Source organism: Paenibacillus sp. BK720 (assembly GCF_011761545.1).
GTDB lineage: Bacteria > Bacillota > Bacilli > Paenibacillales > Paenibacillaceae > Pristimantibacillus.
Map to the genome: position 1 here is coordinate 33,745 of NZ_JAASRQ010000003.1, position 17,966 is coordinate 51,710.

A 17,966-nucleotide genomic window follows, 5' to 3' on the forward strand; every position below is an offset into this window, starting at 1 on the left:
AGGTAGATGGTAAAAGAGCCGGTTAAAGTCCTCCAGGGACTTAACCAGGCAGAAGTGGCTGTAGAAATGCGTAGTTTCATCCATGTGCGAGTGGTTAAGTTCCTTTGGGGACCTTAACCTGCTTACGAGAGCAATACGCCAGGCGAATAAGGCCCAAAAAAGGCCTTAACGGAAAAAGGGGCTAGCCCGAGTCAACTTGTTGACTTGCGGCTAGCCCTTTTCGTATTACAGCTTCCAGATGCGGTACAGAATAACGGCTGCTTCCGCGCGGGTCAGTTGGTCTTGCGGAGCAAGCTTGCTGCCGCTGCCTTGAACAACGCCGGCTTTCACAAGCGCTGCTACGCTGTCTTGCGCATAGCCAGCAACGCTTGCCGCGTCGGAGAATGCGTTCAGCGAACCGCCTGCCGGCAGCTGCTTGCCGATTACGGCAAGTGCGCGCGTAGTCAGCACCATCATGTCTTGACGGGAGATGCTGCTGTCCGGTTTGAAGGTGTTGTCTTCAAAGCCGGTCGCGATGCCAAGCTGCTTCGCAACAGCCAGTTCATTATAGTAATAAGCGTTTGCCGGTACATCGCTGAACATGGCGGCATTCGTGGTTCCGGTACCATGGAGCTCAAGCGCTCTTACCAGAAGAGCGATAAAATCAGCCCGCTTAATCGAAGCCGCAGGGGAGAAGGTGTTCTCTCCGGTGCCTTTGATCACGCCGCGGGAGGCCATAGCGTCAATCGCTTCTTTGGCCCAAGGTACTTTTGCCAGATCTCCAAACGTTGTGAAGACGGATACGGCTGCATAAGTGCTGAAATGCGTCGTTTGGAAAACGACGGCTCCAAGCGCTGCGTCATAGCGGCTGTTAGGAACCGGAGTTGCCTTGCCGTTGCCATCGATATACCAGATCACGATATGCTCCGGATGCTTGAGCTCTTCCGCGGTTGGCGCATAAGGAACAGCAACCGTTACAGGCGCAGTTGGGTTGTTCCATGCAATCACATTGCCGCCTGCAACAAGGCTCAGATCGATAACCGGACGGCTGCCGATCAGCTCGCGAGTAGCGGCATCAACGTTATCCAGAGATGCTTTCGCTACCCGAATGGATACTTGATCCGTCGTCACGTTCGTATTCGCCAGCATATTGCTTGGGACTTGAATAAAAGCGTTGGCGATTTTCGCCGTCAGCTGGTAGCCGTCTTGGCTCTTTAAGCTTTGCGTCGGCAGTTGGACGGCATACGTAGCGGCATTAGCCTGCAGCGGCACGTCAATGATGACTTGCTTCTTGCCGCCTGCTGCCGGAGTTGCTTGCTCGAGCGCTTTTTTTAGATCGTCTCCGGTAATCGTGCCAACGGCATTGCCGTTAGTGGTTTTGACCTCAGGCTTCAGCGTTGTGGAGCCATCCGGATTCTTCACCATATTGCCGGTTTGCGGTACGGTGGTACCGACATTGCCGGTTCCGCCTGTGCTTTTGCCAGTGAGCGTAAGCTCGCCGTATACCGAAGTATCCTGGTAGCCGTTGCCGGTCGTATCGTTCCATGCGGCAACGCTGGTGCGCGCACCGTCCGTTGCGTCATTGATTTGTACGTCAAAGCCAAGCTTTTTCTGATTGGCAGGCGTTACGGCCGTGAGCGGAATTTTTAGCTCAACGGTGTAGCTGTTAGCCGTTTTCTTGGTTTGAGATTCGAAGCCTGCTGCAATGCTTGCGGGACTAAAGGAAGTCTCGTTGTCGAAATTAACCCGGTATTGCCCGTCATCGCTTTGGTAGAAGGCCGTTTTTCCATTGTTTTGGTCCAGGAAGACCTCAACGGAATCCTGTTCCCATGCATTGGCGTTAGCCTTGTTGAGCTGAGTGTCGCTGACCTGTACGAGTACATACAGGTACTGATCGTCCCACAGCGCTTTGGCCGTACCGCTTGCTCCCTGCCAAGCCATTTGGTAACGGTTGACGGACATGGCCTGTGCTCCGCTCCAGACTGAATCTACGGTGCCGTCAATAACCGGCGTACCGTATTGAGCAGTTGCCTGGTTGGCATCTTTGGACTCAGGCGCATGTTCCTCGATATATTTTTCAGGATCGATAACGCCGTAGTAGGCCGGTTTAGCCTGCAGGTTCTTATCGAACAGGAGCGGGTTGTTCTCGGCTCTCCAGCTCGTGTTGTCGTCCATGCCCCAGAACGTTACGCGTGCGATATGATCCGCATGCTCCTGATAGAGCTTGAACAACTGGGCGTACAGATAAGCTTGCCCGACAGCCAGATTTTCAGGAAGGGTGTAGTTATTGCCGGCCGTAACGTCAAGCTCGCTTACGCTGACTTCAACGCCAAGAGAAATAAATTTCTCCAGCGACAGCTTTACGTTTTCCGGATTTGTGTTGATATTGTAATGGCCCTGCATCCCAACGCCGTCGATCAGAAGCTTGCCGTTGTGGGCAGCTGCGTAGCGGTCGTTAATATCTTTCACCATGTTGTAGATGGCTGTCGCTTTATTCTGGTTGTCTTCGTTGTAATCGTTGTAATACAGCTTGATGTTCCAGCTAGGATTTTCGTCAAGCACTTCTCTTGCGGCGAGGAACGCCTGCTCCACGTAGTCCGGCCCGATGGCCTGATACCAAGGAGTCTGACGCAGCGAAGCCTTATAGTTCGTCGGATTGGACGGATTGTCGTTCATCGCTTCGTTGACAACATCCCACGAGATAACCTTGTTGCCGAAATGCTCCATAACGGTCTGAATATGCGTTCTCAGGTTAACCAACGCCTCATCGCGTCCGAGGGGTACCGTGTTGTTCGAGGAATCGGTTGTCGTATTTAACCATGCTGGCGACTGCTGGTGCCAGACGAGGACGTGACCGTGCATTTTCATGCCTTCCGCTAGTACTTTGTTGACCATGGCGTCTGCTGCCGTGAAGGTAAAGTTGCCCTTCGTTGGCTGCAGGGCATCCGGCTTCATCGCATTGCCCGCGGTTACGACATCATGATGCATTTTCAGCAGCTCAAGACGTGTTCCTTCCAGATCTTCGGCGGAGATGGCGTTGCCGATCAGGAAGTCGTTTTCATATACGTCTTTAAGCGGAGCCAGATCCTTCTGAATGCCGACAGGACCGGAGCCCGTGCTTTCAAAGCTGATATCGTCGATATAGTAGGATGCCGTTGCATTGGAGCTTTGCACGTAAATGGTCAGATATTCGCCGCCTACGCTGTTATAGCGGTAAGTGCCTTGCAGCTGAACCCAGCCGTCGGCTGCGGTAATCGTTTTGCTTGCCAGACTTGGGTAGTTGGCGCTTCCGCCGTCTCCCACCTGGGAGGCAAGCTCGAGCTTGGTGCTGGTTTCGGGAGACAGCAGCTTCACCCAAGCGGTTACTTTATATTCATAGCCTTTATTGACGTATTGCTCAACGCGCAAGGATGGGCCATGCCAGCTTGTTGTTCTGCCTTCTACCTTGAGAGAGTAAGAACCGTCTGCCGTATGGTTAGCTTCGTTCGTAACCGTCAGAGTCTCGGTACCTGCACGGCCCGTAAAGCCCCCGGTTGTTTGATCCTCAAACGTAAGGGTATTGAAAGGCAAGGCTGGCGGTCTAGGAGGCTCTTCTTGTCCGCCGCCCGAGCTTACGGTCTCGGTGATCAAGATATCTCCGATGTAGAACGGAACGTTTTTGCCTGCTGCGTTCGATTGAACGCGCAGCTTGGTATCTTTGCTGGTATCCACCGTAAAGGAGTTCGATAAGGTGAAAGCAGCTCCGGCCGCGTAATCGGCGCTGGCAACAACGCCGTAGCTGCTGATGGTCTGCAGATACGCCTGCGCGCCGGCAGGGATGGTTGTATCCGCATCCACATAGCCTTTTACGGTGACGGTATAGGTCTTGCCATTCTCGAGGCCGAGATCGGCATAGCTGAAGTCAGCCGCGTCATAATCATTCGCGCGGTTGGTGACGGTCAATGCGTTACCATCCTCGTTGCCTTCAAATGCTTTGCCGGTTACGGGCGTCAGGCTGGCGCCGCCGGATTGCGCGGCGATTCCTTTGCCGTTAGCAAAGTCTTCATGATAAATCGTTGTTGTCGTTGTGGTTTGCGGGGTCGTGATGAGAATGTCTCCAATGTAGAAAGGAACGGTTTTGCCACTTGTGTTCGATTGAACTCGCAGCTTGGTATCTTTGCTGGTATCCACCGTAAAGGAGTTGGTTAAGGTGAAGGCTGCTCCGGCCACGTAATCGGCGCTTGCTACAACGCCGTAGCTGCTGATGGTCTGCAGATAAGCCTGCGCAGCGGCAGGAATGGTTGCGTCCGCATCCACATAGCCTTGTACGGTGACGGTATAGGTTTTACCGTTCTCGAGGCCGAGATCGGCATAGCTGAAGTCAGCCGCGTCGTAATCATTCGTACGGTTTGTTACGGATAAAGCGCTTCCATCATCATTGCCGGCAAAGACCTTGCCTGTGACCGGAGTCAAGCTGGCGCTGCCGGATTGTGCGGCAATGCCTGCTCCGCCGGCAAAATCTTCATGATAAACGGTCGTTTCCGTTGCCGCAGCTTCCGCAACCGGTGCCAGTCTGCCAATCGGAATCAGCAGGGCTGCCGCGAGCAGGATCGAGACGAACTTTTTCAAGGATCTACTCATCATGTATTGCATTCCCCTTCGAAAAGAATTTTTATTAAGCGCTTACAAAACAACGTTGTAGTGGCCCCTCCTTTCCTAGAGAGATTATAGCTTTTATTAAACTTGGAGTTACTATAAGAACTAAATGACTTACTGTACTTATTTAACATTTCGTGTAAAAAAGGGGGCCGCGGGGCAGAGCAGTTGAAGTTGGGGAGGTAGTCGGACACATAAGCAATGAGTGAAGGCGTGTGAGGTACTTCGTGCTCGAGCAAGGTCCTTAACGATGCGCGGTATCGTAAAGCCATGAGGAAAAGGCGTTTTTGGAGGTAATTCGTGCTCGAGCAGAAGCCTTAACGATGCGCGGCATCGTTAAGGACGCCACAGCGGCCGGAGGAGTTGCCCTTAACGATGCGCCGCATCGTTAAGACTGCCGAGGCGTGATGCGGCACATGGCATCCCGCCTTTTAACGGGCTAGCTTCTTCCGCTTTTCGCGGAAAAGCACCAAGAAGAGCAGCGAAGCCGTCACGTACAAGCATCCCGTGATGCTGAACGTAATCGCATAGCCCCAATAGTAGCCGTGGGACGCGATAATATGCGATTGCACCGGGCCCATGGTGGCCCAGCCCATCATAAAAGCGGTCTGCATGACCGAGTTGGCTAAGCTCTGACTGCGGGCGGAGACCCGGTTCATAAGCGTCGCGGACAGAAGCGGGTTTGCCGCGTTCATCAGCGCTTGGCGGAAGAGGAAGCTGACCGAAGCGACAAGCAGCATATTCGTAAAGCCGGTAATAAGCAGGAACGGCAGCGACAACGTCTGGAAGATGACGATCGCCTTCACCTGTCCGACCCGGCTGGCCAGCGTTGGACCAATCAGCATGGAGAAGATCGTCATCACTTGCCCAAGCGAGAGCAGGAAGCTCATGCCGCTGAGCGAAATTTCGAAGCGGTTCGTGAAATACAGGTTCAAGTAGGGGATCACAAGCCCGGAACCAATGCCGATCAGCAGCTCTACAGCGGCAAAGGCAGCGATGAAGCGGAGCTCTTTGTTAACCGGAACGGGTGGAGATGCGGCAGGCTGTTGCCGCGGTTCCTCAACCGTGCTTGCCTGCCGGTTGCTTTCCCGCATCGCCTGCAACGGCACGAACGCTCCGATGGTCGCGATACCGCCTGCCAGCAGGACAAGCTTGAACGAGAGCAGTGTGCTTAACCCGGCATCCTGCAGCACATCCGAGATGACACCGCCGCCAAGACTGCCGGCCACCTGGGCCGCCAGGACAAACGCGGAGTAGATGCTGAAGATGCGCAGCCGGTCTTTTTTATCCACGTTGTCGGCGAGGAAAGGGATGGCCAGCACCTGAAATACGGTCGCGAAAATGCCGGTCAGAACAGCCATCGTCACCAGACTGCTCTCCGACTCGAACAGTGAACGGCCAGCGAGAATGATGCCGCTGCATAAGGCGCCGATAACTAGCAGCCGCTTGCGGCTGATGCGGTCGCCGAACAGGCCGATCGGAATGAAGCAGATCGCCGTAGCGAGCGACTGCATGCTGACGACCGTTCCGCTCATCGCGTCGGGGTAGCCCAGCTCGTGGATATATAAGTTGTAGAGTACCGAGAACAAGCCCGTACCGAATTGATATAACATGTTCGACAGGAAGAAGAGACGGATGTTGCGGGACCAGCCTCTCCATTCCGCTGTGGTAGAGTGAATGAATTTCATGATGTAGGTGCCTCCTGACGCTATTCCAACCAACTACGATACTACCGGTCGGTCCGTAAAGCAATCGGAAATTATTGAGGATCATGATATGCTAAAGGAAGAAAACCGAAGAGATGAGGGAACAGAATGCAGACGTTTGTTGTGCTGGGTTGTATTTTGATGGCCGTGGCGGTAGCCATTGGCGCGTTTGGCGCGCATGCGCTGAAGAGCCGAGTCGAGCCGGACAAGCTGAAGGTGTATGAGACCGGCGTGCAGTATCACATCATTCACGCGCTCGGATTAATTGGCGTTGGTCTTCTCGCGGACCGTTATCCGGATTCCGGCATCATCGTAACGGGAGGCTGGCTCCTGGCGGTGGGGATTGTCTTATTCTCCGGAAGCTTGTACGTGCTCAGCCTAAAAAGAGTGCGAATGCTTGGCCCGGTTACGCCGCTTGGCGGCTTGTCCTTTATTGCGGGCTGGGTACTCATTGCGCTAGGCGTGCTGTAAAAAAGAAAGACATCTGCCGTTTGGGCAGATGTCTTCTTTCTATATTAATGCTGTAAACGAGGCATCGGACATTGTACAGTGATTCGGATATTTCACAATAGACCGGCCTGCCGGCAGCGTGTTAACGTACCTTCAACAAGCAGTGGAAGGGGCGTACCTATGGAGTCCTTAGTCGCTTATGCCGGCAGCGTAACCCGATATCGAGGCAGCGAAATTCTCGAGACCTTCGATATTCCGCTTCACCGCGAAGCAAGCAATCAAACGGTTCTCAGCCGGGATTGGTCAGCACAAGTAAACATTGCAGGCAGCGTTGACCATCCGGATGGCCAGCTCATGGACGTGCAATTCCGGTCGCATGGCATCTCGGATGAATCCGCCGTTGCGATATCTTTTCTGTGGAACGAATGGTCGGCTCACAATTACGTTCTGGTGCCGGGCGCGATCTATGCGGGTAACCGGTTTGAAGTGCGGCAGCTGTCTTACGCCCCATGCTGGTCGAGGCTTTCGGATATCGGGCCTGACGTGCCTCAGCTGATTACGGATGTCCCCCGGCTTTCCTTGCAGGAAGGGGTTCCGTCCGCCCTTCATCTGTTGACCGGAGATGCTGCTACGCCTGCCGTAGGGATTATCGATGCAGCGTCGGCAACAGGCTGGCTGTTTGTTACGCAGCAGGGCACGGCGCTTGGCGACGGCTCCATTCACGTTGCGGAAAACGATGACCGAAGCTCGGCGCGTATCTCGTTCCAGGCACCGGGAGTCCGGCCGTCCGTGAAATATGAGATGACAACGACCAAGGTACCCAGTACGGACCGAGGCCATGACTTTAAACCGGGAGATACGGTTGAGCTAAGCTGTCGAATTTATCGGTTCCCTTGTCCCAGCGTCCAGACCCTATTCGAGCGGTTTGCGGCTGTCCGGCAGGCGGGGCTGTCCCCGGTGGAACTGGCGCGAAGCCTTCCGTTCTCCGCAGCATGGCAGATCCAGGAGCGGAAATACAATGCGATGAACTGGAACGCGGAGCTGGGTTATTATGCCGTAGGCACGATCGATATGAAGCATCAGGACTGGCAGGTTGGCTGGGTAGGCGGAGGCATGTCGAGTCTTGCAATGCTTCTAGAAGGCAGCGAGGTGTCCGTAAGCCGGGCACTGCAAACGCTGGGGTTCCTGTTCAGCAGCCAAGCGGAGTCGGGCTTTTTCCGCGGGGTGTGCTACAAGGGTCAGTGGTATGGCGACGAGTTTAATGATGCGCCGGATCGCTTGTATCCCGAACAGTGGCATATTCTCCGCAAAAGCGCGGACGCCTTGTATTTTATTATGAAGCATCTGTTTGTCCTCCAGGAGGTGCGCCCGGCGTTTGCTATTCCCGATGCATGGCTGGACGGGACGAGAAGGCTTGCGAATGCTTTCGTCCGGTTATGGCACAAGTACGGCCAGTTCGGGCAGTGGGTTCACACCGCAACCGGAGATATTATTATCGGCGGTTCGGCAGGCGGAGGAATAGCTCCGGCAGGGCTCGCGTTATGCGGAAAATATTTCAACGAGAGCAGCTATACAGCCATTGCCGGGCGGTCCGCGAGGTATTATTACGAGCAGTTCACCGCAAAAGGCATCACGACAGGCGGGCCGGGCGAGATTTTGCAAGGTCCGGACAGCGAATCCGCGTTCGCCCTGCTCGAATCCTATATTGTGCTTTATGAAACTAGCGGAGACGGGCAATGGCTTGCCATGGCGGAAGAAGCGGCGCTGCAGGCGATGACTTGGTGCGTGTCCTACGACTTCCGTTTTCCGGAAGGGTCTACGTTCGCTCAGCTTGGCATAAGGACCACCGGCTCGGTGATCGCGAATGTGCAAAATAAGCATAGCGCGCCCGGAATCTGTACGTTATCCGGAGATTCGTTATTGAAGCTGTACCGGGCAACGAGCAATCAGCGATACCTCGGGCTGCTGCGGGAAATCGCCGGCAATCTGCCGCAATATTTGTCCAGGGCTGACCGTCCGGTCAGAGGCTGGGAGGGCTGGGATATGCCGCCCGGCTACATGAGCGAACGCGTGAATATGAGCGATTGGGAAGGGCAAGCCAACGTTGGCGAGGTGATCCCTTATTCCTGCTGGTGCGAAGTGTCGCTTATGCTGTCCTACGCGGAGCTTCCGGGTATCTATGTCAATAAGACGACCGGCAGCCTGACGGCGATCGACCAAGTCGAGTGTCTTCTGGAGGAGGGGCAGCTCCGTATAACGAATACGTCGGCCTTACCGGCGGAAGTGAAGCTGCTGGCGGAAACGGAGGAGGAAGCCGCACAGCCGCTTGGACCATGCGGATACGTACAGTGGAAAAGGATTAAAGTGAATCCCGGGGAGACCGTAAAGGTAATCATATAACGGCAATCGAATGAAAACCTATCTGGCTGGTGCCGATTCAGAAGAGGCAGCCTAAGCATCGCATGGAACATGGCTGCGGCTGCCCTTCGGAGACGCATCTACTCGGAAGCGGTGCCAAAGCGCTTCGCGTTTCGAATCCGCGCGCGCTCGATCTCAACCTCGCGATTGCGCGGCTCGGCATTCGTGACCAGCGAGCCGAGCAGCTTGCGCGCCGCCTCCGTGACCTCCCCGATCGCCAGATGGAACACTTCCTCATTCGCCTTAGACGGCGTGTTGAATCCAGACAACTTGCGGACGAACTGGAGCGCTGCCGCCTGAATTTCCTCATCGGATGCCGGCGGATCGAAATTATACAGCGTCTTAATATTTCGGCACATAAAGCTTCTCCTTTCGGTTGTCCAGCGTTGCTTTTATGATACTACATCGACTGCGGCCAGGCCACCGGGTTCTTGCTGCTCCATTGGAGCTGAATTGGAACTGAATATCAAAAAGCCAGCCGCAGGAGGCTGGCTTTTGTGCGTTTGGGTAAAGAGAGCGGAGATTACTCGGCTAAAGCCTCTTTCGTAATCCTTTCGATGTCAATCGGGGATTTAACGCCCTGCGCGACGAGGTCGGGGAGAATATGCGCGAGGAAGTAATCGACGCAATGAAGCTTTATTTCTTTGATTTTGATCAGCGCCGACCGGTACATCACGATAAATTCCTTCTCGGTATTGCCAAGCTGCAGCTCGATAAAAGCCTCGTAAATCTGATCCAGCTTATCCGCCACCTCAAGAATTTGGCCCTCCACGGACTGATCCTTTCCTTCGCGCAGCTGTCTGCGGAAGGTTGGCTTGAACTCCTCCGGAATATGATCGTCGATAAAATGCGCGACCATTCCTTCTTCCACCTGCAGCAGCATTGAGCGCAGCTCCATGGAATAATGCTTGACGGGGGTCTTAATGTCTCCGATGAAAATTTCGCCATAGTCATGGCTGCTCGTAATTTCATAGAGCTTCTTCCAATCCACGGCAACGCCGTTCATTTCTTCAATATCCGCCAAGGTCTTCGCATATTGCACGACCTTCCAGGAATGCTCGGCTACGCTATGCGCCTGAAATTTGAATTTCCCCGGGCAGCGAATAATCCTCTCTAGGTCGGTTAACGACTGAAAGTACGTATGAATTCCCATAAGCTGAATTCCTTTCTTGGAATGAGGTAGTTTATATTCTGCTGCACGGCTCCAGTATATATCCCAATTGTTATTGGATCGTTAACAAACACCGGGAAAGTTATGGGTTCATAAAATAATAGATTGTCTAGGTTATGATATAGTTCATCCAAATCCCGCTTGAATACCTTGATGTAAAGGAGTTGAGGTTCAAGTGGATAACAAGTTAGTTCTCACGATTTTAGGAAGCGGAGGCGGTGTGGCAAAGTCGGTTCTTTCGTTATTAAACAAAGCGGTCCAGGATCCAAATAATCCGATTTATGCAGGCATCCGTCAGGTGGAGCTCCATTTGGTGGACAAGAAGCAGAAGGACAAGACCTATTACGAGCAGTTTATTCCTAGTGTCGGCTTTCTATTACATCAGCTTGATTTGGGGGATTTGGACCGGTTCCGCCGGTATTTGAAAGACACCAAGACCAAGGTCGTCATTGATGTGTCATGGGCGGATACGGTAGAGATGCTGCAATGCTGCGACGAGCTTGGGGTTATGTATATCAATACGGCCCTGGAGAACGCGATGGTTGACGAAAAAGAAGAGCTCGAAGGCTTTACACTGCTTGAGCGGTACCGCATTTTCGAGGAAAACAGAGGACGCTTTACGCATACGAAAGCGATTATCGGCTCGGGAATGAATCCCGGCGTCGTGCAATGGATGGTACTGGAGATGATGAAGCAAGTGCCGGACGAGCTTCCGCTAGGTTGCTTTATTGTGGAGCAGGATGATTCCTTTTATGCGGATCCCTCGAAGGCTAAGAAGAAGACGGTGTATTCGACATGGTCTCCGGAATGTTTTCTGGATGAAGCGATTCTAAATTACCCGATGTTTATGAAGCAGCATATGCCGATGTTTCTATACCATGAGGTGTACGAGCTTGAGTTCAAGGTGTCGCTAGGCGGGAAGCAGTTTTACGGCTGCCTGATGCCGCATGAAGAGGTCATTACGCTTGGCAAAGCATTTGATATGGAGCTTGGCTTCATTTACCGGGTGAATGACCATACGACGGATACGATCAAGGCGAATCTGGCTAACGCCAATGATCTATGGAATTGGAAGCATCAGGTGCTTGACCCGCTTGACGGCGAGCTGACAGGGTCGGATCTGGTTGGCGTACTGCTCGTTTATAAAGATAAAGAGCGGTATATGTACAATGTCATGAGCAATAAAGAAGTGTTTGACGAGTATAGAACAAACGCCACTTATTTTCAGGTAGCCTGCGGTATTTACGGCGCGCTATCGACCCTTCTGCTGGATGACATTCCGGATGGCGTTTATTTCGTAGACGAGCTGCTGCTGCAGACGGATTCCGGTTACGGACAGTACCTGTCCTATTATATGAAGCATTTTGTGACAGGCGAGAACAGCGGAACGGACGGGCTTCTGCTCGACCGGCTCAAGAAAATATAAGGGTGGGGAGAACAAGCAATGAAAAGAAAATCGTTAACAGGATTTCAAATAGAAAGTAATGAGGATGTCTGGTTGTGGGATGATCTGCCCGAACTGGAGATGGAGGTCGGCTATAAGGTGAAAGCACTGCTGCACTACGAGCAATCCCCCTTTCAGGAGATCAGCATTGTCGAGACAAAAGGCTTTGGGCGTATGCTCGTATTGGACGGGACTCCCCAGGTGTCCTCGAAGGACGGCTTTATATATAACGAGATGATTACGCATATTGCGATGACGACTCATCCCGAGCCCAAGTACGTAGCAATGATCGGAGGCGGAGATTGCGGCCCGGCCCGCGAAGCGGTAAAGTACGGCAGCGTGCAGCAGGTTGAGGTTGTGGAGATTGATGAGCGGGTTACGGAGGTCTGCAAGGCCTGGATGACCAAAGAGCCGGATTCGGACAAAATCCGGATGACCCATAAGGATGGAGCAACATGGATTCAGGGGCAAAAAAAGAAATGGGACGTCCTGCTGGTCGACCGTTCGGACCCTTATGGACCGGCTGTCAGTCTGTATAAGCCGCAGTTCTATCAGAATGTGTACGAAAGCCTGGCGAAGGACGGTATCGCCGTTTTCCAGTCCGGTTCCCCATATTACAATTTGGGCAGCCTAAGCAAAACCATCAACAATTTAGGGAAATACTTCCCGATTGTACACGCCTATTTATGTTCCATTCCTTCGTTTCCCGGAGGTATCTGGAGTTTTGTGGTCGCATCGAAAACATGGGATCCCTTGGCCGCCGACCTCAATCGCCTGCAGTGGCAGAACGCCAAATATATCAATCCTGAGATCTTTAAGACAAGCTTTGTTTTGCCCCAATATATCAAGCAGATTATAGAAAGATTATAAGGCTGCTCCGGTTGTCTTCGGAATAAAACACATTTTATATATGTGTTTTTTCTTTTTCGCCTTACAAACGGGATGTAATATGCAAGGAACAAGGGAAAATAGTTGAATGTTTATTATGTTGTCGCGATATAGAATTTGTTATGATAATACTTAGTGCATGTAGAAACTAGTTAGGAGATCACATAATGAATACACATGGCATTCCATTAGAAGGTTTTGCGGCGTTTAGCAGGAAGGTAGCGGCGGAAGGCGCGGTACTGCTTAAGAACGATGGACAAGTGCTTCCGGTTCGCACCGGTGAAAGCGTTGCAATCTTTGGCCGGACGCAGGTCAATTACTATCGCAGCGGTACGGGGTCGGGCGGCAGCGTTAACGTTACCCATACGACGAATCTGCTGGACGGCATGCGAAGCAAGCAAAAGATTAAAGTTAACGAACAGCTGGCAGCTGTTTACGAGAAATGGATTGAGCAAAATCCTTTCGACAACGGCGGAGGCGGCTGGGCTGCGGAGCCTTGGCATCAGAAGGAAATGCCGCTCTCGGCAGAGCTTGTATCGCAAGCGAGAAGCCAATCGGATAAGGCGATTGTTGTGATTGGACGCACGGCCGGCGAAGATCAGGACAATGCGGCGAAGCCGGGCAGCTATCTGCTTACGGATGAAGAGATCGCTATGCTGCAAGCCGTTACTGCGCAATTCGAGCAAACGGCCGTTGTGCTGAACGTATCCAACATTATCGATATGAGCTGGTTAAACAGAAGCGAAATGAAATCGATTCCATCCGTTATCTATGCATGGCAAGGCGGTATGGAGGGAGGAAACGCGATTGCCGATGTGCTGGTTGGAGACGTAACGCCAAGCGGCAAATTAACCGATACGATTGCTTATTCGATTGACGATTATCCGTCGACGCGCAACTACGGCAATGAGCTGAACAACCTGTACGAGGAAGATATTTATGTCGGCTACCGCTATTTCGAGACGTTTGCGCCGGAGAAGGTTCAGTTCGAATTTGGTTACGGCCTGTCTTATACGGCCTTTACCATTGTGCCGGAGCAAGCACAGGTAGCTGTCAGAGACGGGAAGGAATATATCGAGCTTGGCATAACGGTTACCAATACCGGTACGGTCTATGCGGGCAAAGAAACGGTGCAGGTCTATTACGAGGCACCGCAAGGCCAGCTCGGCAAGCCTGCGAAAGCGCTGGCGGCATTCGCCAAGACAAAGGAGCTTAAGCCGGGCGAATCGCAGAAGCTTCTCTTAAGTTTCCCCGTTCATGCGATGGCTTCTTATGATGATGCAGGCGTAACGGGTCATCCTTCCGCTTACGTCTTGGAAGCGGGGACGTACCGTATTTATGTTGGGAATAGCGTGCGGAATGCTTCTGCGGTTTCCGTGGACGGGAAAGAAGGCTTTGCCGCAGAATCCCTTCAAGTGGTGCAGCAGCTGGAGGAAGCGATGGCTCCAACGGTCAGCTTCACGCGGCTGAAGCCTGGTGCCCGCAGGGAAGACGGTACTTACGAGCCGACTTCCGCGGAGGTGCCGGTCCGCAAAACGTTGCTGGCGGAACGCATAGAGAAGAACCTGCCGGCAAGCCTCGCGCAGACCGGTGACCAAGGCTACAAGCTGCAGGATGTAGCGGACGGCAAAATAAGCATGGAAGCCTTCATCGCGCAGCTAAGCGATGAGGATCTGGCAGCTATCGTCCGGGGCGAAGGCATGTCCAGCCCGAAGGTGACGGCCGGCACGGCATCGGCTTTCGGCGGCGTCAGCGAAAATCTGCTTGGCTACGGCATTCCGGTAGCTTGTACGGCGGACGGTCCATCGGGTATCCGCATGGACAGCGGGCATCAAGCGACGCAGGTTGCAATCGGCACCTTGCTTGCGGCTACCTGGAATACGGAGCTAGTAGAAGAGCTGTATGTGCTGGAAGGGAAGGAGCTGCTCGGCAATGATATCGATGCCCTTCTTGGACCCGGCCTTAATATCCGCCGCAGTCCGCTCAACGGACGCAACTTCGAATACTTCTCCGAGGATCCGCTGGTATCCGGGGCGTTCGCGGCAGCATGCACGCGCGGGATCATGAGAGGCGGCTCGAATGCGACGCTGAAGCATTTCGCCTGCAATAACCAGGAGCAATACCGTCACCGCGTAAACGCGGTTGTATCGGAGCGCGCGCTTCGCGAGATATACCTGAAAGGGTTCGAGATTGCGGTCAAAGAAGGCGGAGCCAATTCGATCATGACCTCCTATAATCCGATTAACGGCCATTGGGCAGCCTCGAACTATGATCTGAACACAACGATTCTGCGCGGCGAATGGGGCTTCAAGGGTATCGTCATGACCGACTGGTGGGCGGTTATGAACGATGTTGTCCTTGGCGGCCCGGCTGACCGCAGGTTCACGAACTGGATGGTCCGCTCCCAGAACGATTTGTACATGGTGGTGTCCAACTACGGCGCGGAATCCAACGTATGGGGAGACAATACGCTGGAATCGCTGGAGAACGGAACGTTAACCCGCGGCGAGCTGCAGCGCAGCGCCATGAATATTTGCGATTTTATTATGAAAGCGCCGGTATTCGGAAGAGAGCTGGTGACGGAAGAGAAGGCAGCCCGGTTCGAGCCTAGCGCTAGCGCGGAGCTGTCCGCGCCGCAAGCGCAGTCGCTGACCGACGGCGCTCAAGTGACGTTTACGGCGGGGGAGCCGGCCGTGATGAAGGTCGAGCAAAGCGGCGTTTACCGGATTACGGTGCATCTAATGTCGACCGAGTTCGCGTGGGCGCAAAGCGCATGCAACGTGCTGATCAACGGCGAGCTGATGACGACCGTTCAGACGAACGGCACGGAAGGCGCCTGGATCCGCCAGAAGCTGGTGAAGGTGGAGCTTGCGGCAGGCCTATATGAGCTTAAGCTTGATTTCGTGAAGCCGGGCATGCAGATTGACCGGATTGAGTTCGTGCAGGAATAATTACCGTTTGTACGTATGCGAAAGGGATGCCTTGGGGCATCTCTTTTTTACGGCTTTATTTGAAATTCGTGAGCTGTCCGTGTATGGTAGAAGCAGCAGATAAGGGATTTTTACCGATATCGTACAAAGGAATGGTGTGAAGTCTTGGAATTATTAATAAAAGAATTGCAGCAGATGAACATCCAGTATGCGATTAAAGGCGAGGTTAAGACTAGGCTTGCGGAGATTTTGCAGCTTCTGACCAAGGACAAGCTGAATCTGCTGGCCGGCAATTACGAGATTAAGGGACGTTCCAAGCTAAAGAAGCAGGAGCTGGCGGATGCGGTTCAAGCATCGATCATGGCTTCTGAAGAATTAAGCATGGCTCTCTTGATGGCCACTTCCCAGGAGTGGGAGCTTCTGCAGAGGCTTCTGCCTGTTCCGTCGCTGCAGGATGATGCTTTGGCTCCCGGAGCGTATATTTTTCTGATGAACGCAGGACTTGTCTACTCGTTCTACGAAGAGGACAAACTGTATTACGTGCTGCCCGAGGAAGTGAAGGAGACCTACGCGAAGGTTGTGAATCCGGCCTTGCTGAAGGAGCGCGAGCGCTGCCGGCGGGTTTTCGACTACATCCTTGCGGCCACGAATTTATACGGCGCATGCTCGTTTAATTTATTGATCGAGATCCATAATGCGCAGAACAAGGATCAGCTGAATGAAGCGGAGCTTGACCGCATCTGCCAATTGCTGACCCGCCGGGAGCAGAGCTGGCATGTGGAGGGCAACAGACTGCTTGCGGATTATTTTGACGAGGACAATCAGGAGGAGCTGGAGGAGCTGCTGGCGAGCGTTGCCGGCAAGCCTTACTATACCCCGGACAGACAAGAGTTTCTCCGCTATGCGGACTATGGCTATTATGAGGTAACCCCTCAATTGGCCGGACTCGAGAAATATGTTCTCCAATATTTGTGCCCGGAGACAGGGGTTGTCCGGGATCTCATCTCGGAGATTCAATTCGACTGCTCCATGGCAAAACCGCTCGAAGAGATCATGATGGGCTTCGAGGCCCGCGGAATCGAGATTCCGTCCAGAGAACAGCTGGAGATGGTTGTTCATCTGGTTATCAATGTATACAACAATACCCGGATGTGGTCGAATGGCGGCTTTAAGCCTAACGAACTGGATTCGTCCGGCGCAGGAGTGGCGCCTGTCAACAACGTCGTGCCGATGCAACAGCGTGCCGGATCGGCCAAGGTTGGCAGGAATGAGCCTTGTCCATGCGGAAGCGGGAAAAAATACAAGAAGTGCTGCGGAGCTTAATTCTAAAAACGGAGCAGAGGTAAAGTTACTCAAGCCAGCAGAGATGGCGGGGTTGATGCTATTGTTTGACCTGATCCAATACTTGGTTTTGTAATACAAGCTAAGAGGAATAATCATGTTGAGATATAAACTAAGCCCATCATGGCTTTCATAGCCTTTAAAAGATAAGAATTGTACTTCAAGAAAACAGCCACGTCCATATAGTTCGGACGTGGCTGTTATTTTTGTTTAAGCTAATTCTCTGAAGTAATTTTTTTAATTTCGGCTTGGGTAAAACCCGCATCGCTCAACACTTTAACACGATTATTGGCAATAACGTTGATGGAGCCTGTTACTTGCTGGATAGCGCTTTGTGCGGCTGAAAGATCGGATGTTTTTCCGCTGTCGAGGTATTTTTTGAGCTTCTGAGCTGCGGTTTGCGAGAATAAGGCCATGTCTGCAACGGATCGTGTATATTCTTTTGCAATCGCAGGAACGTTGCCTGGCGGCGAAACACTCATATTGCCCTGATATTTTTCGATTTCTTTCGCGTAATTATAGAAGTTCAGTTTTGTCATTTTGTCATCAGAATATGAGTTCAAAGCATCCATTAGTTTGTTATGGGCATCCACAATGTGATTGAAGTATTCCCAAACGATTTTGTCTTGTTCGCGTACTTCATTTTTTTTCTTGGCTACTGTTTGGGCAGCGGTTTTGGTTTTTTCAATAGTCTTGGATGCATTGGTTTCAGTAGATGGCGAAGAGTTGGCTCCAATAATACCTATTAGAATCATAAATGCTACTACAATAAAAATCGCAATATACTGGCCTTTTTTCTTTTTCTTTTTTTTCAATCGGGCTAAGGTTTCTTCTTGTGCTTGAGCTGTCAGCCATTTTGGCGTCGGTGCTGGTGTCTCTCCGGCTACTCCTAATGGAGCTGCACAGTTCTCGCAGAAGTTATGCGTGTCCACATTTTTATGGCCACATGTTTGACAAACTTTCATTTTCTTTTATCCCCCTAAAAATATTCAATTAATAATATG

The 17,966-nt window shown here is 52.5% G+C and carries 11 protein-coding genes; 6 read left to right on the plus strand and 5 right to left on the minus strand.

What is annotated here, in order from left to right:
• Positions 1-225 precede the first annotated feature (225 nt).
• Positions 226-4,599: an endo-1,4-beta-xylanase gene (locus tag FHT67_RS12225; protein ID WP_167199658.1), complete on the minus strand. Its 4,374-nt coding sequence runs from the start codon at positions 4,597-4,599 to the stop codon at positions 226-228.
• Positions 4,600-5,045: 446 nt separating this feature from the next.
• Positions 5,046-6,302 (minus strand): MFS transporter, encoded by a 1,257-nt coding sequence (locus tag FHT67_RS12230; protein WP_167198482.1) that lies wholly within the window; start codon positions 6,300-6,302, stop codon positions 5,046-5,048.
• Between the two features lie 126 nt (positions 6,303-6,428).
• Between FHT67_RS12230 and FHT67_RS12235 the strand changes: the two genes are divergently transcribed.
• Together FHT67_RS12235 and FHT67_RS12240 are read left to right on the plus strand one after the other, a co-directional pair.
• Positions 6,429-6,791, plus strand: a complete 363-nt coding sequence (locus FHT67_RS12235; RefSeq protein WP_132313631.1) for a DUF423 domain-containing protein — start codon at positions 6,429-6,431, stop codon at positions 6,789-6,791.
• A 159-nt stretch (positions 6,792-6,950) separates the two neighbouring features.
• Positions 6,951-9,170 carry a hypothetical protein gene (locus FHT67_RS12240; RefSeq protein WP_167198485.1) on the plus strand — a complete coding sequence of 740 codons (2,220 nt, stop codon included), beginning with the start codon at positions 6,951-6,953 and terminating at the stop codon, positions 9,168-9,170.
• 98 nt (positions 9,171-9,268) lie between these two features.
• Here the strand turns inward: FHT67_RS12240 and FHT67_RS12245 are convergent, their stop codons facing one another.
• Together FHT67_RS12245 and FHT67_RS12250 are read right to left on the minus strand one after the other, a co-directional pair.
• On the minus strand, positions 9,269-9,547 hold the full coding sequence (locus FHT67_RS12245) for a DUF2277 domain-containing protein (RefSeq protein WP_132313627.1): 279 nt from the start codon (positions 9,545-9,547) through the stop codon (positions 9,269-9,271).
• A 164-nt stretch (positions 9,548-9,711) separates the two neighbouring features.
• Positions 9,712-10,341 (minus strand): YfbR-like 5'-deoxynucleotidase, encoded by a 630-nt coding sequence (locus FHT67_RS12250; RefSeq protein ID WP_132313625.1) that lies wholly within the window; start codon positions 10,339-10,341, stop codon positions 9,712-9,714.
• Between the two features lie 193 nt (positions 10,342-10,534).
• On the opposite strand from FHT67_RS12250, the gene FHT67_RS12255 reads away from it, so the two are divergent.
• The 4 genes from FHT67_RS12255 to FHT67_RS12270 all read left to right on the plus strand — a co-directional run bounded on the left by FHT67_RS12255 (position 10,535) and on the right by FHT67_RS12270 (position 16,944).
• Positions 10,535-11,785: a saccharopine dehydrogenase NADP-binding domain-containing protein gene (locus FHT67_RS12255; protein ID WP_132313623.1), complete on the plus strand. Its 1,251-nt coding sequence runs from the start codon at positions 10,535-10,537 to the stop codon at positions 11,783-11,785.
• An 18-nt stretch (positions 11,786-11,803) separates the two neighbouring features.
• Positions 11,804-12,673 (plus strand): polyamine aminopropyltransferase, encoded by an 870-nt coding sequence (speE, locus tag FHT67_RS12260; protein WP_167198488.1) that lies wholly within the window; start codon positions 11,804-11,806, stop codon positions 12,671-12,673.
• A gap of 185 nt (positions 12,674-12,858) precedes the next feature.
• Positions 12,859-15,642 carry a glycoside hydrolase family 3 C-terminal domain-containing protein gene (locus FHT67_RS12265; RefSeq protein ID WP_167198491.1) on the plus strand — a complete coding sequence of 928 codons (2,784 nt, stop codon included), beginning with the start codon at positions 12,859-12,861 and terminating at the stop codon, positions 15,640-15,642.
• Between the two features lie 144 nt (positions 15,643-15,786).
• Entirely contained in the window at positions 15,787-16,944 is a 1,158-nt protein-coding gene (locus FHT67_RS12270) for a YecA family protein (RefSeq protein WP_167198493.1), read from the plus strand.
• Between the two features lie 233 nt (positions 16,945-17,177).
• Here FHT67_RS12270 and FHT67_RS12275 read toward each other — a convergent pair whose 3' ends face one another.
• On the minus strand, positions 17,178-17,927 hold the full coding sequence (locus FHT67_RS12275) for a zinc-ribbon domain-containing protein (protein ID WP_167198496.1): 750 nt from the start codon (positions 17,925-17,927) through the stop codon (positions 17,178-17,180).
• Positions 17,928-17,966 lie beyond the last annotated feature (39 nt).

What these genes read in the sequence shown, in the direction of transcription:
- FHT67_RS12275 (WP_167198496.1), bottom strand. Translation starts at nt 17,927, where the DNA reads ATGAAAGTTTGTCAAACATGTGGCCATAAAAATGTGGACACGCATAAC.
- FHT67_RS12235 (WP_132313631.1), top strand. Translation starts at nt 6,429, where the DNA reads ATGCAGACGTTTGTTGTGCTGGGTTGTATTTTGATGGCCGTGGCGGTA.
- FHT67_RS12250 (WP_132313625.1), bottom strand. Translation starts at nt 10,341, where the DNA reads ATGGGAATTCATACGTACTTTCAGTCGTTAACCGACCTAGAGAGGATT.
- FHT67_RS12240 (WP_167198485.1), top strand. Translation starts at nt 6,951, where the DNA reads ATGGAGTCCTTAGTCGCTTATGCCGGCAGCGTAACCCGATATCGAGGC.
- speE (WP_167198488.1), top strand. Translation starts at nt 11,804, where the DNA reads ATGAAAAGAAAATCGTTAACAGGATTTCAAATAGAAAGTAATGAGGAT.
- FHT67_RS12245 (WP_132313627.1), bottom strand. Translation starts at nt 9,547, where the DNA reads ATGTGCCGAAATATTAAGACGCTGTATAATTTCGATCCGCCGGCATCC.
- FHT67_RS12230 (WP_167198482.1), bottom strand. Translation starts at nt 6,302, where the DNA reads ATGAAATTCATTCACTCTACCACAGCGGAATGGAGAGGCTGGTCCCGC.
- FHT67_RS12265 (WP_167198491.1), top strand. Translation starts at nt 12,859, where the DNA reads ATGAATACACATGGCATTCCATTAGAAGGTTTTGCGGCGTTTAGCAGG.
- FHT67_RS12225 (WP_167199658.1), bottom strand. Translation starts at nt 4,599, where the DNA reads ATGAGTAGATCCTTGAAAAAGTTCGTCTCGATCCTGCTCGCGGCAGCC.